Consider the following 20,074-nt stretch of genomic DNA (forward strand, 5'->3'; position numbering starts at 1 on the left):
ATGGTTTTTTGACGCAAAGGCGCAAAGATGCGTGTGGAGATGCCGTCAGCCCTGCCCCCCCGGATGGATGGGACTAGCCAAAAACAGGACTTATGGTAGAATTGCCATGCAACTATTTGATCGTGTATAACGTATATATAGTATACCGAGTCGTGGGCGATCAATGAGGATCGCAGTACTCAGTCTGGGAAGAGTATTGTGCTCCCGCTGATAAGTTCCTCCAGTTGAGGAAGCGGGTAGAGGTGTCTGTTGGTGGGTAAGTTACCCGTTGCAATGTACTGGAGCGACTTCCAGTTCCCTGAGGAGGGAATAAGATCCCATGAATCATGCTGCCTTGATTGCCGATTTGCTTGCGCATCCGCGGGTTGTTGAAACTCGTCACCATTTGCACCACAGTGTCTCGAAGCACGACCATATGCTGCGCGTTGCGCGCTATTCGTATGCACTGGCGCCGTTGATGGGTGCCGATCAGCGTACGGCGACGCGGGCGGCAATTCTCCATGATCTCGATTCGCGCCTTGGGACGCTGACAACCCACGGGGCGATCGCAGCGCGTGTGGCCGCTGAACTTGGGGAGGGCGAAGAGGTGTCGCAGGCCATTGTGAGCCATATGTACCCCCTTGGGCCTCGTCCGACGACCCGCGAAGGCTGGGTGCTTGCCGTGGCCGATAAGATTGCGTCAGTGACCGATCTGACCACGTTTGTCAGTGGTCTTTTTACTGGGCAGAGCATTCAGATGCGGCGGCAGTTGTGCGCGTCTGATCCGTTTTATGCGGCCCGCCATTCCGGCCGCCGTCGCCGCCAGTTGATCACCCGTCTCTGGCGCCGCGAGGGCCGTCAGGCACTTTCGCAATAGTTTCGCCCTGAAAACGAAAACTGTTGGTGCAGAACGATCCGAGCTTTGCTCGGATCGTTCTGCACCAACAGCCTTTTTATGCCTCCTGGTTCTCTTTCTGCCGCAAGAACCGCGAGATGAGCAACCCGCTGAAAAAGAGTACCACCGAGAGAACGAGCGTCCACGGATTGATGGCTGAGATGCTGAAGTTGCCGGCAAAGATGTCGTCAATGTTCAGTGATGCGCCGGCAAGGACAAAGGTGAGCGTGCCTGGCAACGAGCCGAGGATGCTGGCAAGGATGTAGGGTCGGTACGGTACCCGCAAGAAGCCTGCCATATAGTTGACCAGGTCGTACGGCAGGTAGATCAGCCGCATCACCAGGATTGTGCTAAAGGCGTTGCGCCGCAGCCGCTCGGCATACCGGTTCATAAGGTTGCCTGTAGCGGCCTCGTTGCCCTCGGGCAAGACCCCCTTGCCAAAGACCCGCCCAAAACCGTAGGCCAGCGTCGCCGACATATTCGAGCCGATGATGACAAAGATTGTTCCCCAGAACGGCCCCCAGATGGCACCACCGATCAGGGTAACGACAATCGCCGAGAAGAAGGCGAGTGGCCGTAACGTGTAGATCAGGATGTAGAGCAACGGTCCAACCGGCGTGCGCAGCAGGTCGATCAGGTCGTAGAGCGTGTCGGTTGGCGAGCGCCCGGTGATCAGGCTATAGCCGAGAAACGTTCCAACCAGAGTGAGCCAGATGAGGGCGGCGAGGCCTTTTTGCCAGTGCCGCGCCCAGAACGGCGTGCGCTCAGGCACGCTACGTGATGTGTCTACCATGCGTCTCCTCAGAGATTGCGTAAGGCCCAGATCAGGCGTTGCCCGGCGGTGATCACGACGAGCACGGCCATCAGGCTAAAGAGCGGCACGAGCGCCCCCGGCATCAACAGAAAGAGGGTGTAGCAAACAACGGTCTCGGCCCCCTCGATGAGGCCCCCAGGCATCGTGACCGTCGTTAACTCACCCTGCTTGCGTGCGCCGGCCTGCCGTTTTTCGAGCAGGGCGGCCAGGTACATCCAACTGGCCCCGTTGAGATAAAAGCTAGCGAGCAAGGCGGCTAAGGCAAGATACCCTGCCGGCGTATTGACTGCGAGCGCCAGACCTATCGGAATAGCTGCATAAACCAGATGATCAAGCAGGATATCCAGATACGCCCCCAGATCGCTCTGCTGATCAGTCAGGCGCGCCAGCGTACCATCCAATCCATCCAGGATCCGATTGACCGCCCAGAGGATCAACGCGGCGACATAGAGCCCTTGCCATGCCGCAACCGCTGCGGCAACGCCAACAATTGCTGCGACGACCGTGACACTCGTTGGGTGAATGCGGCGCAAGGGCCCTCGCACCAACGGACCAAGCAGGCTCTCTTTTGGTTCGCGTAGCGCTTTGTCAATCATGGAATACACCCTCTTGTGTTACGCTTGCCCATTCTGGCACGCTGAGTATACCAGAGCACCTGTGGGTCGACTGTAATCAATCTTACGTTGGGGATGTGGCGGGGGCCGCGTAATTGTTCAGCTTTCTCCTGGGAGACCTGGCAGGCGGGTGCCACCCGGAAGGGCGCCGATGTCCATGGCACGCCTGCGCACCGCCAGACCTCGCAGGTGGGGCGTGGTGGACAGAAAGCTTCCGGGAAGCTCTGCAAGCTTCCCGGAAGCTTTCGGTGCCCACAGTCCTGCGCACCGACGCAACCGCGATCTGGAATGACGGAGGGCGAATGGGAGCCAGGGCTACGCTGAAAATGAGGGAACGTGGTTCCCCCATTTTCAGCGTAGCCCTGGAATGGTAGCTTGCTGACTTGCTGGGAAACCCGGTAAAGCGTATGATGTAAACTACTCGTTCGCTTCGGTTTATGTGGATGTTGGCTCTCTTGAGGGCTCAGTTCATCCTATGTCCAAGGTTGTATCTATACCCTTAGCATAGTCTCATGGAACGTGGATAGAGTAGTTCCAGGCAACATTTCTGAGGAGACCAATGATCACTCTGCCTGGGTGTGCCATATATCCTTGGCGGTGCCCACGCAATTGTCGCCCAGGGCGACTGGTATCTGTGGCTGCTGACGCTTGCCGGCGGCTACGCCTGGGCCTACAGCTCATTCCTCTATCGCCGGTGGGGACCGCGCCACAGTGGGACGATTCACCGTGTCACCAAACTCCACGGTGTCACCGAGTTGACGATCACGTTGGACCAGCCACACCAGTTTCAGCCGGGGCAATTCGTTTTTCTCGCCGTCACACGCTCTGCGGTCGGCCTGCCCGATGAACAACACCCCTTCTCGATCTCCGCCATTGTAGACGAGCGAAGCTTTCGCCTTTCAGCGAAGCGCCTGGGCGACTACACGGCCCGCCTGGCGGATCTGGTTCCCGGCGACGAAGTGATGGTGTTCGGCAGTTACGGCACCTTCGGAGCGCGCGGTCTGGCGACAGGCAAGGCTGCACTCTGGATTGCAGGCGGGATCGGGATCACGCCCTTCTTGAGTCTGTTACGCCACCTAGCCGAGGGCAAAGCCGCACACTCCGGCGACATCCGGTTTGTCTGGTCGGTGCGCGACCAGGCTGACGCGATCTACCTGGAGGAGATCCTGACGCTGGCGGACAGGCTGCCACAGGTTCACTTCCACCTTCACGTAACCACGACCGATGGACGACTGACGGCGGAAGGGCTCGAAGCAGTGACCGGCGACGATGGAACAGCGCGCCGCATCCTGCTCTGCGGACCGACGCCAATGATGCATGCGCTCAAAACGCAATTCGTCGCGCGAGGTGCCCGCCGCAGCCAGATCATCAACGAAGAGTTCGCCCTCCGCTAGTACGGAAATGCCACGCGCTGTCACTGCATCGATGGCGGACAGGTGCTAGGATGAAAGCCCGGAATGTGTAACGCAGAGGCGCAAAGGCGCAAAGGCGCAGAGGAGTGGCGCACCAACCTCTGCGTCTCCCCATCTTTGCGGCTCTGCGTTACAATAATCAAGCCAAGCCCCACAGAGAAGGAAGGATGAAGATGGTCACTGAACGGCCCGATCCCGAGCGAGATGCTCTGCTGATCACGACCTTCGCACCCGGATTGAGTCAGTATCTGCCAAACACGGCCGCGCTGCTCGGCACGGCCAACCTTGTGCTCCACCCGGCAGTCGAGCGCCTGATCCTCTCTGGTTCCCGCGGACTCGGCGGGACACCACGCCCTGAGTCAGACCTTGATGTGAGTCTGATCATTGCCGCTACGTCACTACCTGCCGCCGAGCCTGCACGCGAGCAATTGCTACGCAGCGTCTTGGAGGTCACCCTGTCGAGGTGGCAAGGCGCAGTAGAGTGCGACCTGGCAGCGATCTTCCCTCTGCATACCTGTGGACTGCGTTGTTTCGCCGGCTTGCAACACGCGCCGCCGCCGTGTGCCCACCCGCTGGGCTGTCGCTTCGGCATCTTCAAGCTCCAGAAGGGCTTTGATGGCTACGTGCCCTGGGAGGGCGTCGATCTGAAGCGCCTGTACCCAATCCTGGAAATCTGGCAGAGCGCAGGCGGCCCGCCGTCCTAGGTGCAATCCCTCTCTGCATCTCCCCGCCTCCCCGTCGCTGCGTTACAACGCACCTGCCTCGAACCAGCAGAGAAAGGCGCCGATCATGAACCCGCGCTGGAGGATGCCTTGATAGGTGATGTAATCTGTCCGAGTTGCCCCGGCGCTTGCTGGTAGACGTTCGAGCAATTCCCGCATCCTGGTCAGGTCGAGCACCTGACATGCCAGGTCGCTTCGTTCGAGTCGCTCCAGTTCGGCATGGAACTGTTCACGTGCGCCGCTCAGTCGCTCGAACCAGTCGGCGGCCTGCATCCCGCGCAGGCGATTGCGTAGCACCGAGGATGGCAGTTGCCCTGCAAAGGCGCGGCGCACCAGGCTGCGTGACTCGCCGTTGCGCCAGAACTGGGTTTCCGGCAGCGCCAGGCAGAACTCGGCGAGCCGCACATCGGCGGTGGGCGACCGCATATCAACGCCAAAGCGAGCCCGGTAGGCGCTGATGTACGGCCCGAAGTCTTGGGTGACCAGGGCATCGTAGCGCACGCGGCGCGGATCACGGCTGAAGCGTTGCCAGAGGCGGTCGTCGTGGTGATGCGCCAGTTCCGGCACGCCGTGCTGTGCGGCAAACTGCGGGTTGATCACTTGGAGCGCAACGGGCGTTGGGCTGACGAGGTGATCCGCAACGATGCGGCTGAAAAGGCCGTGGAAGGCTTCCAGATAAGCCTCGTCGCTGCCCAGGTGCAACGTATGCGTCAGGTCGGACTGCCAGTAGTTGTCGGTGCGCACGCCGCTGTGATCGTCGCCCCACCGCGCCACACGCCCGTCTCGATCAGATCACCGGGCACACCGTCGGCCAGCACCTGCTCGATGCAGGCTTGCAGGTTGTTCATGCGGCGCAGACCGATCATCGAATGCGCCTGGCTGGGAAGATCGCGCCCCATCTCGCGAAACGTGGCGAGATACCGTTCAGTTTTGTAGCCACCGATGGGCGGGGCTGCGGTCGGCGGGTCTTCATAGATCATGCCTAGCAGACAACGCTTGAGCAGTTCCAGATACATCTGGCGCAGGTCAGATGACGGTGTTGGCAATGAATCGATGGGCAATGTCATGTGGGCTAGCCCCTTCTTTTAACCCTGGCTATGATACCAGTCATTGGCCTTGTTGCGTAACGCCGAGGCACCGAGGTTTGTGAGTGCGCCTCTGATTGTACCATGCCAATGGATCGCTGCCTCTGCGCCTTTGCGTCAAAGACGATTGCCGCCAAATCTTGCGCTTGACGCCCTGTGGGTTCGAGCGTGATCGTGTCACGCTCGGCTGCTACAACTCTAGGACGGTGGGGGGATGTTCGCCGACGCCAAGCAGCAGACGGCGCAGATTCACGACGCCAGCCCGATTCAGCAGCAGGTTAACAACCGTCGCACGGCCAGTCGGGGTGAGGCCGACCATGATCAGCAGATCAGCGCTCCAGGCAAAGTGGTCGCTCCAGCGATCACGGCGCGGGTTATACAGTGGGGCGATCAACCCGCTCACCGGGTCAAATGCCTCAGTGTGGTTGTACTTGTGGTTGTTGCAGCCCTGGCAGGCCAGCGCGAGGTTCTCAAACGCCGTCTGGCCACCCTTTGCACGCGGGAGCACATGCTCGACTGAAAGGCGTTGGGTCGCGTAGCGCGCAGGACTCAGGCAGTATTCGCAGCGGTCACGTGCGCGCTCGACCACCAGCGCCCGCAATTCCGCGTTGATGCGGGGCGTTTCAACCATATGCTGGAGTCCTGATGCCAAGCGCGTCCATGAGTATACCAACCGTCGTCTGCCGCACCCGGGCAAGCTCCTGCAATGCCTCCAGCCGCTCGGTGTCACGCTGTTCGATCACGTCGGTCATCGCGATGAGCTCCTGCAGCTCCGTCGGCGTGATCGTTTCTGCCTGGCGCTTTGCCACGAGCGCATCGAAACGAGCCTGTTGGGCCGGATCGAGGTGGGCTGCATTGATGATGAGCAGGAGCGCCGTCTCATTAGCGTCCAACTGTCCTCCCGCACGGCGGGTACGAAGCGCGATGACTTGCGCCACAAAGGTCTCGAGCTCATTGGCTGGAAGCCGCTCGACTGCTCGTAGCAGCTGCTCTGTTGAGATCTCAATCGGAATTGTGCTCATGGGCCTGTCCTCACCTTATGCCATGGTACTTCGCTGATTCTACCACGTCTGGCCCATCATAACATTCCAGGTGCCACACTCTGCGCCTTTGCGCCTTTGCGTCAAAACACTGCCCCCCAAGCCCACCAAAATAGCGTATAATACCCTCAACAATTAATGATGTGCGCCAGCAAGCGCACATGCTGGGGGGGCCAGGCGAGCCTGGCTGAGAGTGTGGCCCATAATGCCACTAACCCTTCGAACCTGACCTGGGTAGTACCAGCGGAGGGAAGCATCTACGGTGTGTTGACGGCCGTTGCTCCTTCGTTGGGGCAATGGCCGTTTTGTTTTGTCGAGAGGAGGAGTATGGCACCGATTGCTGTGAGTTTTCAGGTTTTGCCCAGTGGTCTCGCGGATAAGGCGGCGACCTATGCCGCCGTTGATGCGGCGATTGCGGTGGTGGCCGCCAGTGGTTTGTCCTATCGCGTGTCGTCGATGGAGACGACGCTTGAGGGTGAGTACGATGCGGTGATGGCGGTGATCAAGGCGGCGCAAGAGGCGGTGGTGCAGGCCGGGGCTGCGCGGGTCTTTACGTTGATTAAGGTTGATTATGATCCGCTTGGCTCGTCGATCGAGGAGAAGTTGGCCAAGTATGGCGGCTAGCCGCCGTTTGGCCCTGATGCGCCAGGTGCTCCACCAGTGGCTGCCTCCGGCGATCCTGCTGACCAGTCTGCTGGTGGTGTGGGAGGTGCTGGTGCGTCTGTTTGATGTGCCGGTCTGGCTCTTGCCCGCGCCTTCGCGGGTGGGCCAGACCTTTGTCGAGAGTCTGCCGATCCTTGGGGGGCACGTGGTCGCGACGCTGCGGGTGACGGCGCTCGGGGCGGGCCTGGCGCTCGTCACGGGGATCGGGCTTGCCCTGGCGCTTGATGCGGTGCCCCTGATCCGGCGGGCGGTCTATCCGTTGCTCGTCGTTTCGCAGACGGTGCCGATTGTCGCGATTGCCCCGTTGCTTGTGATCGGCCTCGGTTTCGGCCTGCTCCCCAAGGTGCTGGTGGTGGCCCTGGTTACCTTTTTTCCAATAACGGTTAGTCTCGCCGGCGGCTTGCGTGATGCTGACCGTGATATGGTGCGGCTGTTTCAGGCGATGGATGCTAGCTATTGGCAGACCCTGCGTCTGCTGCGCTGGCCCGCCGCGTTGCCTTCGTTCTTTCGTGGCCTGCGCATCGCGGTGACCTATAGCGTCATTGCCGCGGTGATTGCCGAATGGATCGGGGCCGAGGCGGGCCTCGGGGTCTATATTGCGCGTTCGTTGCGCGCCTTCCGCACCGATCAGGTCTTTGTTGCGGCCCTCGTTACGTCGCTGTTGACCCTGATCCTCTTTGCGCTGCTCGTCGTGCTCGAACGTCGTTTGCTTGCTTGGAAAGGAACTGAATGATGCGCTGGTTGATGCTTGTGATCCTGTTGGCGCTCGGGCTGAGCGCCTGTGGCGGGGATCGTCCGGGCGAACGTTCTCCCACAACAACCGATCCCGAACCGACCCGGTTGCGCGTTGGCCTCGACTGGACACCCAATACCAATCATACTGGGCTCTATGTTGCCCGTGACCGCGGGTTCTATCGTGAGCAAGGGCTTGAGGTGGAGATTTTGCAGGCCCAGGAGGGCGGGACCGTCGAGCAACTGGTGGCGACCGGGCGGCTCGATCTTGGCATTTCGTATCAAGAGGCCGTCACCGAGGCGCGGGTCGTTGGCTTGCCGATTGTCTCGGTGGCGGCGATTATTCAGAGCAATACGAGTGGTTTTGCCAGCCGCGCCGCAAAGGGTATCACCACGCCGGCTGACTTTGCCGGGCATCGTTATGGTGCCTGGGGCTCGCCGGTCGAGCAGGCGGTGATCGCCGGCTTGATGGAGTGTGTTGGCGCCGATGCCAGCCAGGTGCAATTTGTTGATATTGGCTCAAGTGACTTTTTTGTCGCCACCGAACGTGATGCGATTGACTTTGCCTGGATCTTCGCCGGTTGGACCGGCGTCGAGGCTGCGCTGCGTGGTATTGATCTGAATATTGTTATGATCCAAGATCTGAATTGCATTCCCGATTACTATACACCCGTGCTCATCACTAGCGAAGAGTTGATTGCCACCCAACCTGATCTGCTCAGGCGTTTTATGGCTGCAACCAGTGCCGGGTATCAGTATGCGGTTGAAGAGCCGGATGCAGCCGCGACGATCCTGTTGCAAGCCGCACCTGAACTCGACGCCGAACTCGTTACCCAGAGCCAGGTCTATCTCGCCAGCGAATATCAGGGCAACGCACCGCGCTGGGGCGAACAGCGCGTCGAAGTCTGGCGCGACTACGCCCAATGGATGGTCGACCGCGACCTGTTGAGCACGATGATCGACCCCGAACAGGCCTTCACCAACGCCTTTTTGCCGTGATACGTTGCTATACCAAGGAAACAAGGAAATTTGACGCAAAGGTGCAAAGGCGCAAAGTCATGCAAGGAGATGCATCAAACCTTCGCGCCTTCGCGCCTTTGCGTCAATTCGTGTTACGCACCCCATCGATCGCGGCGACGATCTGTAACAACGACGCTTCATCGGTGGCGGGGTCGTTGAGCCGGTTCAACAGGTCGCGCACATTTTCCGCAAGCGCGGGATGCACCGCTTTGATCGTCGCCAGCAGGGTCGCATCGTCGCAATCGGGGCTCAGGCCATAGCTGTGGGTCAGGTGCCGACGTAGCGTGGCGCGGTAGTGGTCGCGCAGGTACTCACGTTTGCCCGCCCGCCGCAACAGGCCCGCCATGCTTGCCAGGTATTCGGCGCTGCTCCGCCGATCCGCCTCGGCCCGCAACGGGATCGGCTGACCAAAACGGCGTCCGGTCAGCACAAGGTAGCCAGCAACAATGCCGCCAAGGTAGAGCGTTGCCCAGCCCCACGGGGTGCCGAGTAGCAGGGTGCGCATGCTTGGTTCAACGAGAAACCCGTGATGGATCTCGTCAAAAACCACCGTTCCACCGGGCGGGATGCGGCGCAGCATATTCACGACGACGGCAGCATGATCACGTTCACGCAGCCCGCGGTTCGAGAAGGGTTGCGCACTTGTGATGGCAAAGATATAGCCCTCGCCGTGCTGGACGCCGATCATCACCGGGGTCGCGTTGCTGCCCGCGAGTGGGGCGAGATCCGTCCGTTCACTCGTGATCATGCTGCGGGTCTGCACATTGAGTTGCGTGGCGGCAGGCGCACCCAGCGCCGGTTGCAGGATCGGTGCGCGTCCGAATGCGCCTTCGGCGGGCAATGGCTCAACCTTCAGGTCAAAAGCTTCCAGCAGGGAGGCTGCAGGGGCATTGAGCCCAGAGCGCGGCTCGACGATCAGCAGGGTGCCGCCAGCCTCCACCCAGGCGGCTACGGCTGCGGCATCGTCGCGGCTGTAGCGTTCGCGTGGATTGAAGACCACCAGGAGATCGACGCGTGGATCGACTTCAAACGCCCGATATTCGAGCCGCTCCACCCGATATCCCAGACTCCCCAGCCACCGATAGAGCGCGAGCGTCCCCCCAGCCTCAGAAGAACGACTACTGCCATTGCCGCCGGGCAAGCCCTCGCTGCGGCCCGGGCCCAGGCCAATCAGGGCCACCAGGCCAGCAAAGAGCACCACCAGCAGCATGAGATCGCGTCGTATCATGCCGGGTTACTCCACTGCCTTGCGTAGAGCCTCGACCTGCTGTTCGACCTCGGCATATCCATGTGCATCGAGCGGCGCTTGGCCGTACCAGACGCGATCAGTAAGCTCAACCACCGGCGCGAGATGTTCCTGCGCAACCGGTTCTTCGTGCAGCCGTTTCAGGTGTTCGCGGTTGGTCTGGTGCGGATCGTAGCGCAGGCGGCCACGCTCATCAAGCCAGAGCAGCGAAGCAAGGGCGAGCATCCGGGCCGCCCCGCGATAGTCGCCGGCTTTGGCCAGGCTCGCGGCCTGGGCGCGGGCATCAGCCGTATCGCGGGCGGCGCGTTCGGCGGGACTCGCCAGTTCAGCCTCGACCTGCAGGGTTCGTCGCAGCCCCCGCACCCAGAAGACGAGCACCACGATAAGGAGCGCCGCCCCCGCCGCCGTCAAGAGCCAGGAGGTCAACGTGCCAGCCGGCCCCGCCGCTGTTTCGGCCACAGGTTGCGCAAAACGCCCAAGTTGTTCAAAAAGCCATGTGAGAAACTGATCAAACCAGCCGGGCTCACGCGGGGCTTGTTCACGGTCGGCAAAGGGTGGCGCGGCCAGAATCGGTTCCAGGCGCTCGAGCGCATCAACTGGTTCCACCTCAAGCGGCACCGCGAGCGCATCAAGCAGCGCCCCCATGCGTCCGGCAATCAACGGCAGATCCGGGTTCGCACGCGCCAGTTCCTCTGTCAACCAGGTTGTCTCAACGGGCGCCAGCGTCCCATCAGGCATCACCACTTCTGAGGTTCCCGCGAGCACCTGGGCGATCTGCTCAACATCCAGGCGATCCCCGCGCAGCGCCGCCGCCCGCCCCTCGCGCAACAGCCGCTCGTAGCTTGCGAGATCCAGCGATTGCGCCTGGGCATGGGCCAGCGTGGGCATCATCAATACGATCAAGATGCTCACGATCACCACGCCCCAGACCTTAAAGGCTGTCTGAAAAGGCGACGGTTTGCTTCGGAGTGCCGGCTTTAGCCGGCTAAAGCCGGCACTCCAAGGGCACACTACGTGGTGGCGAACGATGCTGACACCCTTTTCAGACAGCCTCTCAGGGCTGAGGCAACGGCGTTGGGGTTGCGTCCCAAACCCCAGTTTTTGGTTGGTGTTGGCGGCGAAGCCGCCAACACCAACCAAAACATCTCGTGGAGCGGCGCAGCCGCTCCACACCCCACTCCAGGCCTTGAGCTTGGCAAACAGACTTGATCCAACTTGGTATACTAAAAAGATATACATTGAAAGGCCGGACCTATGTCTATTCGTGCGGTAGGGGCCGTGGCCTTGCGTGGCACGTCCACCGGGCACATCGAAGTCTTGCTCATCAAAAAGCGTGGTGGCATGTGGACACTTCCGAAAGGCCGGGTCATGCCAGGTGAAAGCGACGATGACGCGCTTCGCCGTGAACTGTACGAAGAGACTGGACTGCGTGGTGAGGTTGGTGAATCAGTGTCACAGGCCTTTTACCGCGTTGTCAAAGCTGGTCGGCGTCGGCGCAAAGTCGTTGCCTATTATCTTATTGTACAGCCAACCGGCAATCTTCGCCCTGGCAAACACGAAGGGATTGAAGCTGTCCGCTGGTTCGAGGTCTCACGCGCCCTCAAGCGTATTGGCCGCCCACGGGTACGGGCTGTGCTGCAAGCCGCAATGACCCTGCTCAATCCATAAGATCAAGCCATCACCGTTCGAGTTTGTACGGCACGCTGATCACGGTCTTGCCGGCCCGAAACATCAGCGCCGCACGTAACAATAAACCAGTCTGATTATGCAGTAAATGTTCCCACCAGCGTGATGGAATAAACTCAGGCAAAATCACCATCACCTGGTCATCACGATAACGCCCCTCGATCTCCTGGACATATTTGAGCACGGGGGTCACCAGCGAACGATAGGGTGAGTCGAGCACGACCAGCGGCACATCGCAGCCCCATTCCTCCCAACGTGCTTTGATCCGCATGCCCTGGTCTGGTTCAAGGTTGACATAAACAGCGGTTACATTGTCTGGGGCAAGCGCCCGCCCCAGTTCTAGCGCTGGCAGCATCCCCTTGTGAACCCCGCTGACCAGGACGACCGCCGTCAGGCGGCGAATCGGTTGCGGACGGACAGCCGTGGTCAACGAGAGTTGTTCGGCCACGCGCGTATAATGACGGGCGATCACCTGAAAGCCCAGAACCAGGATTGGAATCACGATGATCACAAGCCAGGCCCCGTGGATAAACTTGGTGAGCACCAGCATCACCAGCACTACACCGCTGAGCAACGCCCCGATCCCACTGATCAATGCCGCTCGCTCGCTGCCGTTGGTCTGAGTACGCAGATTGCGGCGCACCATCCCGAGTTGTGAAAGGGTAAACGAGGTAAAAACACCGAGTGTATAAAGCGGCAGCAGCGCAATGGGATTCGCTTGGAAGAGCACGACGAGCAACGCGGCTGCAATGCCAAGCACCAGAATGCCATTGGAAAAGACCAGGCGCTCACCGCGGTTGGCAAGCTGGCGGGGCAAAAAGCGATCACGCGCCAGGAAGAAGGCCAGCCGTGGAAAATCGGCATACCCTGTATTCGCCGCGAGCACCAGGATCAACGCCGTCGCAACCTGGAGCAGAACATAGATCGGGCCGATCCCAAAGACGCCTCGGGCCAGTTGCGAAAGCACCGTCTCGTTCGTTACACTATTTGGCGTCACCCCGTAGAGGTTCGCCAGATAGGTGACCCCAAGAAACATCGTCACCAACAGCACGATCATCACCGTCAGCGTATTGGCGGCATTGCGTGCTGCCGGTGGTTTGAAATCCTGGACGTTATCGCTAATCGCTTCGATCCCAGTCAAGGCCGTACAGCCTGCCGCAAACGCCCGCAGAATCAGCCAGACACTGATCAATTCGGCGTTAACCGGCGGATCGATGCTGGCCGGTGGGGGAAGATCGGGCGCTCCAACGATGAAATAGCGGATCAAGGCATACGCGATCATGCCTAAAATGCTGAGCACAAAAATATAGGTGGGCAGCGAGAAGAGGAACCCTTTATCGCGAATGCCGCGCAGGTTGAGCAACGTGATCGTCGCAATGAAGAGGAGTGCCAGCCCCACCCCATACTCGCGCAGCCCTGGATAGCCGAGTGCCCCCGCAAGCGAGGTGATTGCCGCCACCCCGGCCGAGATGCTCACCGCTACCGTCAGTACATAGTCAACAAGCAATGCCCCCGCTGCCACAAGCCCCGGCACAACCCCGAGGTTTTCACGGGCCACAATATAGGCCCCACCCCCACCCGGATAGGCCTGGATTGTCTGGCGATACGAAAAACCGACAATAACCAGCAAGGCCGCAATTGCAAGGCTGATCGGTAGGGAAAGACCGAGGGCAAAGGTGCTCCCGATGATCAAAACTGCCAGGATTGCTTCGGTTGCATAGGCGACCGACGAGAGGGCATCTGACGAAAAGACCGCGAGGGCGGTATGTTTCCGCATCTGGTCGCGGTTCTGCGACTCAGTTGGGATCGGTTTGCCCAGTAACAGCCGTTTTAATGACGAAGACATAAAATCTGCGCTCCAGTGCGTCAAGGTCGCACAATCTGCGACCTTGATCGTAGCACCAGACCTGTTGTGATTCAATGATCTAAGGTAGAGGTTTAATTCTTGTGGGGCGCGGCGGCTTTGCCGCCGCGCCCCACCAGGTGCTGGTGCTGTGCTGGTGGGGCGCGTATCGGGCGGGTTCGCGTTGCACCGCGCCCCGTCCCACAAGACGTGATCGTTACCCCTGGCGGATCGCTTCTTCGATGATCGGCAGTGAAACCTCAGTGAGCCCACGGGTGCGGGCCATGCTTTCGGCGGCCTGGCGCAGTGACCGGCTCGCGCTGATGCGGGCCAGGAAGGGCACCTGTTCAATGGCTGCGTTGAGCCGCTCGGTGGCCTCTGTGCTCCACGGCATGGTGCGGCTGGCCGCCTCCTTGTCTGCGTTGGTTGACGGTGGCCCGGGCGGTGGTCCTTGCGGTGGCCCGCCTGGACCGCTCGGCGGCTTGATCGTCTCGACCGGCAAGAAGTTGAAGACCATATCGTAAAAACGGTTGACCAGTTCTTGCATGATGTTGGCGGCACCAGCATAGCCCATAAAGGGCGTGCCGGTGGTGCGCCGCACGACTGGCCCCGGGAAGGTTGAGGGAATATAGTGGGTTGCCCGCGCATTCGCTTCGGCCAGGTAGATCTTTTCGTTGATGCTGCCAAAGACAAACGCGGGGGCTTTGGTGTGCAGCCGTTTGCGAATCTCGATATTGTCGGGTTCGTCTTCGCGCCGCGGACGCCCCGAACTCCACGCGATCTTCATGCCGAGTTCTTCGCCAAGCAGTTGCCGCAACCCTTCGACATAACTCCGCCCGCCCACAATCGCACAGTCAACCGTCGCAAACCAGTCGCTCTGTGGGCCTCGCCAGAGATCCCAGACAGGCTGGAGAGTGGTACGCTTTTCGCGTTCGATGAAGGCTTCTACTTCGGCGGTTGGCGTGCCGATGAGGGCACCGAGTTCGCGCAGGAAAGCGGTGGTGCCAAAGACGCCAAAGGGCGCAAAAAGGTAGGGTCGCTCGAGTGCCTGCGCCAGCGGTTCGCCAAACTCGCGGTAGAGCACGACATTCACCGCTGCGTCAGCTAGGTGTGGCGTCGCCGCGATGCTTCCCTCATACGGATAGACCAGATTGATCTCGCCGCCAATGCCGGTGATGAGCCGACGCACTTCGTGCAAGTCGGCGGGCGCATTGAAGCATCCCAGCGATGGGCCAAGAATATTGACGAGCTTGGGCGAACGCGGCGGCGCCTCAGGGGCGACAAAAGGCCGCCCATACTCTTCCCAGGCAAAGAGCAACGCCCGATCCCGCCCGGTCCACTCATCCTGCTCGAGCGACTGGCTCCAGAAAAAACGGGCTTCGGGATCGATCTGCGCCACCAGACGCCCGTGATCTGCGCTGATCATCTCGCTCTCGGCGGTCGAGACCACGACCAAGCGTTTCCCTTCGAGACTGCCAATCGTGCGAAGGTCATCAATCGTTCGGATCAGGGCCTTTGCGGTACCATTGATCACATCTTCTTCGCGGATCGAGGTGGGCGTCAGATTATCCATATGGGGCAGCGCATCGGTATAGTCGGTGACGGCCATGCCCAGCAGGTTGTAGCAACCGATGGGGGCATCGCAGACAATATGGATATCAGGAAAACAGCCAAAGACCCAGGAAGCGCCCCAGTAGGACGACGAATCAGAAATATCTCTGATCAACTGAATAGTCATATGCTATGCTTCCTCCTCAGAAGCAGGCGGGGCAAAGAAATCGACCATGCGCTGGTAGAGCGGCTGGCGATTCATTAAATCACGCACAAAGGTGAGCGAGCCCATCACTCCGGCGGCAAGGAAGAGGGGGCGGACACTCAGGATATTGGTATAGTAGACCGACGGAATCGCAAGTTCTTTGGCATGCGCGGCGAGCGTGGTCGTGCCAATGACAAGGTCAAAGGTCCAGTGCTCCATCGCCGCCTTATCGTCCTCAATCGCCTTGCGATAGACAATAGCCTCGGTGCCACGGGCTTTGAGCCAGGCTTCATCGGCGGCGGTCAGCATGCTCGGGCCGATGCTGGTACTGATGTAGGGCACGTGGGCGCCACCCTCCACCAGCAGACGGGCATAGAGCATCTCGTTGCCCTCATACCCCGAGAGCATAATCGTGGCGCCTTTGAGCGGCTGACTGGCGAGGAAACCCTTGATTACGGCAACCTCTTCCTCGGCCACCCGTTCGACGAGATCTTCATCGAGGTCGAGCGCTGCGCCAACGGCTCGCAGCCAGGCGACACTCCCTTCGGCCCCAACGGGCGCACCCGAGACGACGCCGACCCCTCGTTCACGCATCAGGCTCACGGTTTCACGGTAGAAAGGATGGACGGCGGCCACGGCAGCAGCGCGTCCAGCCAGTTTCAACTCATCAACGTGGCGCCCCGGCAGGGTTGTCATCAAACGCCCGCCCATCTTGCGCAGTACCCCATCGATCAGTAGTGGGTCAGCGGGAAAGACTTCACCAAGCAACGCCAGCGTGCCCGGCTCGGTCTCGGCACTCGGATCGAGAAACCGACGCATCACCGCCGCCAGGGCAATATCTTTGGCCTCGGGATGGGAATGGATTGCATAGGCTGGTACCCGCACCAGCACGACCGGCTTGCCATCAATCTCGGTCGGCAGCAACTCCTCGGCGAGCCCGGCTGTCTCGGCGACACAGAGCGAAAGCACCGGAATGACCGAGACATTCTGCTCTTTCGCGGCCTCCTTGATCGCGGCCAGGGCGGCCTCTTGTACCAGGCCACCCGAAAGCTCGGCGGTGCCGAGGGCGGGGGCAATAATGCTCTTGCGCGAGGCATAAAAATGGGTCACAAAGGTCAACCCATAGAGGCATCCGGTATCGGTAATCATCGCTGGTTGCGCACCCTCGATCCGCGAGAGCACGCGCAACGCACCAAACGCAGGGCACATCGTCTGCGGATGAAGCTTGCATGTCCCCTCTTTGAATGGCTCCTTTGGTGTCGCATCACCGGCAGGAGTCAATGGTATTAGTTCAGCCATGAAGCAGTAACCTTTGTTTCGTTCACGAACAGTCTGTTCATCGCCATTATAACGTCACTTGCTTGCTTTATGTGCAGCTTTTTTCACAAGAATCGCCGCTGCTTGCCGGGGCATGCAACGCCGTGCTATACTAGCGACAAGCATTGTTGCAAGGGAGAAATGGTTGTGAGTTCAGCACCGTCAGCGCTCCTTGAAGCTGCGCAGGCGCTCATTACTGATCAAATTGCCCATTTGCGAACCTTACATCAGTCGGCCCACCAGCGTTTGACCCGTCTCGAGGCTGAGTTGCGTGCGGCCGAGCGCCAGCTTGATGAACTGGTGATGCAGGGGCGTTTTCTTGTTGAACGCGGTCAAACAGTCACGCCAGGCCTCACCCAGCGCGAACAACAGGTGCGCAAAGACTATGAAGTGCTCAGTGGTGAACATGCGACCCTGCGCCATACCCTCCGTCAACTTGATCAGCTTATCCGCCAAATCGAGATGAGCAGTGCGACACTGAGTGGGAATAGCGAGGGTGAACCGGCTGATCCATGGGCGCAGGCGCTGCGGGCGCAGGTGATCATGGGTCGCGAAGAGGAACGTCAGCGTCTGGCGCGTGAAGTACACGATGGCCCGGCACAGGTGCTTGCCAATGGGTTGATGGGGGTCGAACGTTGCCAGACGCTCCTGGCGAGCCAGCGCTTCGCTGAACTCGGGGTCGTCCTTGATCAACTGGGCGAAAATGCGCGTGAAGGGCTGCGAGAGGTACGCAGCTTTATTGCCGAGTTACGCCCGGCCAAACTTGATGAACACGGTTTGCGTGGGGCCTTGCTCGAATATATCCGCCGTTACCACGAGATCGTCAATGCGTCGGTGAAGGTTGACATCGATGCCCTGCCACGCCTGCCTGCTGAAATCGAAATTGTGCTCTATCGCCTGGTTCAAGAAGCCCTCCAGAATGCCAGGAAACATGCTCCGGGTGCCCCGATTGTGGTGCATTTGCATCTGCATCAGGGCAACCTGCTGTTGAGCATTCGTGACGAAGGGCCGGGCTTTGATCCCCGTGAAGTGATCCGCCGTGCTGGTCGTGAAAGTTGGGGCCTAACCAGCATGCGTGAACGCGCTGAGTTGATCGGCGCCCATTTTGTCGTCACGACGCGCCCTGGGCATGGCACTGAGGTGACGGTCAGTTTGCCAATGGTGAAATAGCTATGTTAAATCCGATCCGTGTGCTGATTATTGATGACCATCCCCTCTTTCGCCAGGGCATTCGCTGGAGTCTCTCGGATGCCGACGATATTGAGGTGGTTGGTGAGGCTGAAAATGGGCAAGAAGCCTTGAAGTTGACGGAGTTGTTGCATCCTGATGTGGTGCTGGTTGATATTAATTTGCCCGGGCTCAATGGCCTCGAAGTCGCCCGCGTGATCAAACGCCGTGCGCCACGCATGGGCATTATCGTGCTGAGTGTCTATGAGGACGATGACCAGCTCTTTCAGGCGATCAAGGTGGGCGCTTCCGCCTATTCGTCCAAAGATGTGCATCCCGAAAAGCTGCGGCTCTATATCCGTGAAGTCGCCCTGGGCAAGTATTTGATCAATGATGTGGTGCTCGCCAGGCCCGTCGTGGCAAGTAGGGTGCTGCATCAGTTCCGTGAACTCGCCAGCAGCGAAGATGAACAGACAAGCGAGCTCTTTGCCCCCCTGACGAGTCGTGAAATCGAGATTCTTGATTGCATCGCTCGCGGCCTTTCCAATAAAGAGATTGCCAGTGAATTGAATATCAGCAGTCAGACGGTCAAGAATCATATTACGTCCATTCTTTCGAAGCTTCAGGTCAATGACCGTACGATGGCCGTGATCTATGCGATCAAGCGGGGCTGGATCAAAATGGGCTATAATGCAGAAGATGAACCTGCTCCGGCTGAATAAGATGAACACTATGCAAGATCTGGACAAATACGCTGATGTGATTGTTCGTGTTGGCCTCAACCTTCAGGCTGGGCAGCGCCTGATTATTCGTGGCGATTTGCAGACGGCGGCGCTGATACGTGCTGTTGCTCGTCGTGCCTATCAGTCCGGGGCGCGACTCGTTGATGTGATCTGGGGCGATGAGCAGTTGATGCTGGTGCGCGCCCAGGAAGCCCCGCGCAATTCCTTTGACGAAGTACCTGCCTGGCTGCCCCAGGCGATGCTGGGCTATCTCGAAGCCGGGGATGCCTTGCTCTCCATCCATGCTGCGACCCCAACCTTGCTTGCGGGCCAGAATCCCGAAGTGATCAGTACGATGATGCGCGCCAATGCACAAGCCTCCAAACCAGTCAGTGAACTCGTCCAACGCAATGCGTCGGCCTGGACGGTTGTTGCGTTTCCGACCCCAGGCTGGGCCGCGCAGGTCTGCCCCGATCTTTCCCCTGATCAGCAGATGGAGCAGCTTTGGCATGCGATTGCTACCGCGTGTCGCCTTGATGCACCTGACCCGGTTGTGGCCTGGCAACGCCATGTGCAGGAACTTGATGCGCGTAGCGCCTATATGAACGAGCGGCGCTACCAGGCGCTTGTCTACCGTGGCCCTGGCACTGACTTGACGGTCGGTCTGGCCGATGGGCATCTGTGGGCCGGCGGTGGCTCGGTCAGTGAACGCGGCCAGGCTTTTGTCCCGAATTTACCGACCGACGAGATCTTTTCGCTGCCGCACGCCCAACGGGTCGAAGGCGTGTTGCGTTCCTCGCGGCCCCTCAATTATGGCGGCAACCTGATTGACGATTTCACGCTGCGTTTCGCGCAAGGGCGCGTGACCGATCTCAGTGCATCCGTTGGCGAAGAGACCCTGCGTCGTCTGGTGGCAACTGATGAAGGTTCCGCCCGCCTGGGTGAAGTCGCTCTGGTGCCCGTCAGTTCGCCGGTTGCCCGTACTGGTCTGCTCTTTGCCAATACCCTCTTTGATGAAAATGCCGCCAGCCACCTCGCTTTTGGCAATGGCTACCGCTTCTGTGTCGAAGGAGGTTCCGCCCTCAGTGACGAAGCCTTTGCTGCTGCCGGGGGCAACCTCAGCATTGTCCACGTCGACTTCATGCTTGGTTCTGCCGAGCTTGACATTGATGGCCTCAATGCCGATGGCAGCATCGAGCCGGTGATGCGCTCGGGTGAGTGGGCGTTTGCCATCTAGGTGTTCTAGCTTTGCACCCCAAAAAGCCAGCATCGCTGGCTTTTTGGGGTGCAAAGCTAGTGTGCCTGCGGCAGGGCTGATGCAAAGTCAGAGTCAGCAGCGGCAACCGACACCATGTGAACAC

21 protein-coding genes and 1 riboswitch are annotated in these 20,074 nt (G+C 59.8%); of the genes, 10 read left to right on the forward strand and 11 right to left on the reverse strand.

Annotated elements, in window-relative coordinates; all coding sequences use genetic code 11:
* The first annotated feature begins 319 nt into the window (after positions 1 to 319).
* Complete coding sequence (locus tag EYB53_RS20790; protein WP_135480635.1) at positions 320 to 856, forward strand: HD domain-containing protein; 537 nt, start codon at positions 320 to 322, stop codon at positions 854 to 856.
* A gap of 76 nt (positions 857 to 932) precedes the next feature.
* On the opposite strand, the gene EYB53_RS20795 is transcribed toward EYB53_RS20790, so the two are convergent.
* Together EYB53_RS20795 and EYB53_RS20800 are read right to left on the reverse strand one after the other, a co-directional pair.
* Entirely contained in the window at positions 933 to 1,667 is a 735-nt protein-coding gene (locus EYB53_RS20795; protein ID WP_135480637.1) for a TVP38/TMEM64 family protein, read from the reverse strand.
* Between the two features lie 8 nt (positions 1,668 to 1,675).
* On the reverse strand, positions 1,676 to 2,284 hold the full coding sequence (locus EYB53_RS20800) for a CDP-alcohol phosphatidyltransferase family protein (protein ID WP_135480639.1): 609 nt from the start codon (positions 2,282 to 2,284) through the stop codon (positions 1,676 to 1,678).
* A gap of 596 nt (positions 2,285 to 2,880) precedes the next feature.
* On the opposite strand from EYB53_RS20800, the gene EYB53_RS20805 reads away from it, so the two are divergent.
* Positions 2,881 to 3,696: a ferric reductase-like transmembrane domain-containing protein gene (locus tag EYB53_RS20805; protein WP_135480641.1), complete on the forward strand. Its 816-nt coding sequence runs from the start codon at positions 2,881 to 2,883 to the stop codon at positions 3,694 to 3,696.
* Positions 3,697 to 3,887: 191 nt separating this feature from the next.
* Positions 3,888 to 4,418 (forward strand): hypothetical protein, encoded by a 531-nt coding sequence (locus EYB53_RS20810; RefSeq protein WP_135480644.1) that lies wholly within the window; start codon positions 3,888 to 3,890, stop codon positions 4,416 to 4,418.
* 42 nt (positions 4,419 to 4,460) lie between these two features.
* On the opposite strand, the gene EYB53_RS26100 is transcribed toward EYB53_RS20810, so the two are convergent.
* The 4 genes from EYB53_RS26100 to EYB53_RS20830 form a co-directional block, all read right to left on the reverse strand.
* Entirely contained in the window at positions 4,461 to 5,210 is a 750-nt protein-coding gene (locus EYB53_RS26100) for an asparagine synthase-related protein (protein ID WP_167857520.1), read from the reverse strand.
* Positions 5,147 to 5,503 carry a TylF/MycF/NovP-related O-methyltransferase gene (locus EYB53_RS20820; protein WP_205712708.1) on the reverse strand — a complete coding sequence of 119 codons (357 nt, stop codon included), beginning with the start codon at positions 5,501 to 5,503 and terminating at the stop codon, positions 5,147 to 5,149. Before EYB53_RS20820 ends, EYB53_RS26100 begins: the two co-directional genes overlap by 64 nt.
* Before the next feature lie 208 nt (positions 5,504 to 5,711).
* Positions 5,712 to 6,152, reverse strand: coding sequence for an HNH endonuclease (locus EYB53_RS20825; protein ID WP_135480648.1), 441 nt, complete (start codon positions 6,150 to 6,152; stop codon positions 5,712 to 5,714).
* Entirely contained in the window at positions 6,145 to 6,543 is a 399-nt protein-coding gene (locus tag EYB53_RS20830) for an STAS/SEC14 domain-containing protein (RefSeq protein WP_135480650.1), read from the reverse strand. Before EYB53_RS20830 ends, EYB53_RS20825 begins: the two co-directional genes overlap by 8 nt.
* 174 nt (positions 6,544 to 6,717) lie before the next feature.
* A riboswitch (TPP riboswitch) is annotated at positions 6,718 to 6,830 on the forward strand.
* Positions 6,831 to 6,888: 58 nt separating this feature from the next.
* On the opposite strand from EYB53_RS20830, the gene EYB53_RS20835 reads away from it, so the two are divergent.
* Genes EYB53_RS20835 through EYB53_RS20845 form a run of 3 tightly spaced genes read left to right on the forward strand, consistent with a single transcriptional unit; the run spans position 6,889 to position 8,955 of the window.
* On the forward strand, positions 6,889 to 7,185 hold the full coding sequence (locus tag EYB53_RS20835) for a thiamine-binding protein (protein ID WP_135480652.1): 297 nt from the start codon (positions 6,889 to 6,891) through the stop codon (positions 7,183 to 7,185).
* Complete coding sequence (locus tag EYB53_RS20840) at positions 7,175 to 7,957, forward strand: ABC transporter permease (protein ID WP_135480654.1); 783 nt, start codon at positions 7,175 to 7,177, stop codon at positions 7,955 to 7,957. Before EYB53_RS20835 ends, EYB53_RS20840 begins: the two co-directional genes overlap by 11 nt.
* Complete coding sequence (locus EYB53_RS20845) at positions 7,954 to 8,955, forward strand: ABC transporter substrate-binding protein (RefSeq protein WP_135480656.1); 1,002 nt, start codon at positions 7,954 to 7,956, stop codon at positions 8,953 to 8,955. Before EYB53_RS20840 ends, EYB53_RS20845 begins: the two co-directional genes overlap by 4 nt.
* A gap of 103 nt (positions 8,956 to 9,058) precedes the next feature.
* Here EYB53_RS20845 and EYB53_RS20850 read toward each other — a convergent pair whose 3' ends face one another.
* Both EYB53_RS20850 and EYB53_RS20855 read right to left on the reverse strand, forming a co-directional pair.
* Positions 9,059 to 10,204 carry a DUF4350 domain-containing protein gene (locus EYB53_RS20850; RefSeq protein ID WP_135480659.1) on the reverse strand — a complete coding sequence of 382 codons (1,146 nt, stop codon included), beginning with the start codon at positions 10,202 to 10,204 and terminating at the stop codon, positions 9,059 to 9,061.
* A gap of 6 nt (positions 10,205 to 10,210) precedes the next feature.
* Complete coding sequence (locus EYB53_RS20855; RefSeq protein WP_167857521.1) at positions 10,211 to 11,134, reverse strand: DUF4129 domain-containing protein; 924 nt, start codon at positions 11,132 to 11,134, stop codon at positions 10,211 to 10,213.
* Between the two features lie 342 nt (positions 11,135 to 11,476).
* On the opposite strand from EYB53_RS20855, the gene EYB53_RS20860 reads away from it, so the two are divergent.
* Complete coding sequence (locus EYB53_RS20860; protein ID WP_135480664.1) at positions 11,477 to 11,890, forward strand: NUDIX hydrolase; 414 nt, start codon at positions 11,477 to 11,479, stop codon at positions 11,888 to 11,890.
* Between the two features lie 10 nt (positions 11,891 to 11,900).
* On the opposite strand, the gene EYB53_RS20865 is transcribed toward EYB53_RS20860, so the two are convergent.
* From EYB53_RS20865 to bchY, 3 genes are all read right to left on the reverse strand, one after another.
* Positions 11,901 to 13,754 carry an APC family permease gene (locus EYB53_RS20865; RefSeq protein ID WP_135480666.1) on the reverse strand — a complete coding sequence of 618 codons (1,854 nt, stop codon included), beginning with the start codon at positions 13,752 to 13,754 and terminating at the stop codon, positions 11,901 to 11,903.
* A 214-nt stretch (positions 13,755 to 13,968) separates the two neighbouring features.
* The gene (locus EYB53_RS20870; RefSeq protein ID WP_135480668.1) at positions 13,969 to 15,489 is read right to left on the reverse strand and encodes a nitrogenase component 1; all 1,521 of its coding nucleotides are present in this window, start codon (positions 15,487 to 15,489) and stop codon (positions 13,969 to 13,971) included.
* Positions 15,490 to 15,492: 3 nt separating this feature from the next.
* Positions 15,493 to 16,806, reverse strand: coding sequence for a chlorophyllide a reductase subunit Y (gene bchY, locus EYB53_RS20875; RefSeq protein WP_135480671.1), 1,314 nt, complete (start codon positions 16,804 to 16,806; stop codon positions 15,493 to 15,495).
* Positions 16,807 to 16,965: 159 nt separating this feature from the next.
* Here bchY and EYB53_RS20880 point away from each other — a divergent pair, with 159 nt between their 5' ends.
* Genes EYB53_RS20880 through EYB53_RS20890 form a run of 3 tightly spaced genes read left to right on the forward strand, consistent with a single transcriptional unit; the run spans position 16,966 to position 19,950 of the window.
* Positions 16,966 to 17,994: a sensor histidine kinase gene (locus EYB53_RS20880; RefSeq protein WP_205712709.1), complete on the forward strand. Its 1,029-nt coding sequence runs from the start codon at positions 16,966 to 16,968 to the stop codon at positions 17,992 to 17,994.
* Between the two features lie 2 nt (positions 17,995 to 17,996).
* Entirely contained in the window at positions 17,997 to 18,713 is a 717-nt protein-coding gene (locus tag EYB53_RS20885) for a response regulator (RefSeq protein ID WP_135480675.1), read from the forward strand.
* Between the two features lie 10 nt (positions 18,714 to 18,723).
* On the forward strand, positions 18,724 to 19,950 hold the full coding sequence (locus EYB53_RS20890) for an aminopeptidase (RefSeq protein WP_205712710.1): 1,227 nt from the start codon (positions 18,724 to 18,726) through the stop codon (positions 19,948 to 19,950).
* The last annotated feature ends 124 nt before the right edge of the window (positions 19,951 to 20,074 follow it).

Origin of the sequence: Candidatus Chloroploca mongolica (genome assembly GCF_004762035.2) — a bacterium.
Taxonomy (GTDB): domain Bacteria; phylum Chloroflexota; class Chloroflexia; order Chloroflexales; family Chloroflexaceae; genus Chloroploca; species Chloroploca mongolica.

What these genes read in the sequence shown, in the direction of transcription:
- EYB53_RS20790 (WP_135480635.1), top strand. Translation starts at nt 320, where the DNA reads ATGAATCATGCTGCCTTGATTGCCGATTTGCTTGCGCATCCGCGGGTT.
- EYB53_RS20795 (WP_135480637.1), bottom strand. Translation starts at nt 1,667, where the DNA reads ATGGTAGACACATCACGTAGCGTGCCTGAGCGCACGCCGTTCTGGGCG.
- EYB53_RS20800 (WP_135480639.1), bottom strand. Translation starts at nt 2,284, where the DNA reads ATGATTGACAAAGCGCTACGCGAACCAAAAGAGAGCCTGCTTGGTCCG.
- EYB53_RS20810 (WP_135480644.1), top strand. Translation starts at nt 3,888, where the DNA reads ATGGTCACTGAACGGCCCGATCCCGAGCGAGATGCTCTGCTGATCACG.
- EYB53_RS20820 (WP_205712708.1), bottom strand. Translation starts at nt 5,503, where the DNA reads ATGACATTGCCCATCGATTCATTGCCAACACCGTCATCTGACCTGCGC.
- EYB53_RS20825 (WP_135480648.1), bottom strand. Translation starts at nt 6,152, where the DNA reads ATGGTTGAAACGCCCCGCATCAACGCGGAATTGCGGGCGCTGGTGGTC.
- EYB53_RS20830 (WP_135480650.1), bottom strand. Translation starts at nt 6,543, where the DNA reads ATGAGCACAATTCCGATTGAGATCTCAACAGAGCAGCTGCTACGAGCA.
- EYB53_RS20835 (WP_135480652.1), top strand. Translation starts at nt 6,889, where the DNA reads ATGGCACCGATTGCTGTGAGTTTTCAGGTTTTGCCCAGTGGTCTCGCG.
- EYB53_RS20840 (WP_135480654.1), top strand. Translation starts at nt 7,175, where the DNA reads ATGGCGGCTAGCCGCCGTTTGGCCCTGATGCGCCAGGTGCTCCACCAG.
- EYB53_RS20845 (WP_135480656.1), top strand. Translation starts at nt 7,954, where the DNA reads ATGATGCGCTGGTTGATGCTTGTGATCCTGTTGGCGCTCGGGCTGAGC.
- EYB53_RS20850 (WP_135480659.1), bottom strand. Translation starts at nt 10,204, where the DNA reads ATGATACGACGCGATCTCATGCTGCTGGTGGTGCTCTTTGCTGGCCTG.
- EYB53_RS20860 (WP_135480664.1), top strand. Translation starts at nt 11,477, where the DNA reads ATGTCTATTCGTGCGGTAGGGGCCGTGGCCTTGCGTGGCACGTCCACC.
- EYB53_RS20865 (WP_135480666.1), bottom strand. Translation starts at nt 13,754, where the DNA reads ATGTCTTCGTCATTAAAACGGCTGTTACTGGGCAAACCGATCCCAACT.
- EYB53_RS20870 (WP_135480668.1), bottom strand. Translation starts at nt 15,489, where the DNA reads ATGACTATTCAGTTGATCAGAGATATTTCTGATTCGTCGTCCTACTGG.
- bchY (WP_135480671.1), bottom strand. Translation starts at nt 16,806, where the DNA reads ATGGCTGAACTAATACCATTGACTCCTGCCGGTGATGCGACACCAAAG.
- EYB53_RS20880 (WP_205712709.1), top strand. Translation starts at nt 16,966, where the DNA reads ATGGTTGTGAGTTCAGCACCGTCAGCGCTCCTTGAAGCTGCGCAGGCG.
- EYB53_RS20885 (WP_135480675.1), top strand. Translation starts at nt 17,997, where the DNA reads ATGTTAAATCCGATCCGTGTGCTGATTATTGATGACCATCCCCTCTTT.
- EYB53_RS20890 (WP_205712710.1), top strand. Translation starts at nt 18,724, where the DNA reads ATGCAAGATCTGGACAAATACGCTGATGTGATTGTTCGTGTTGGCCTC.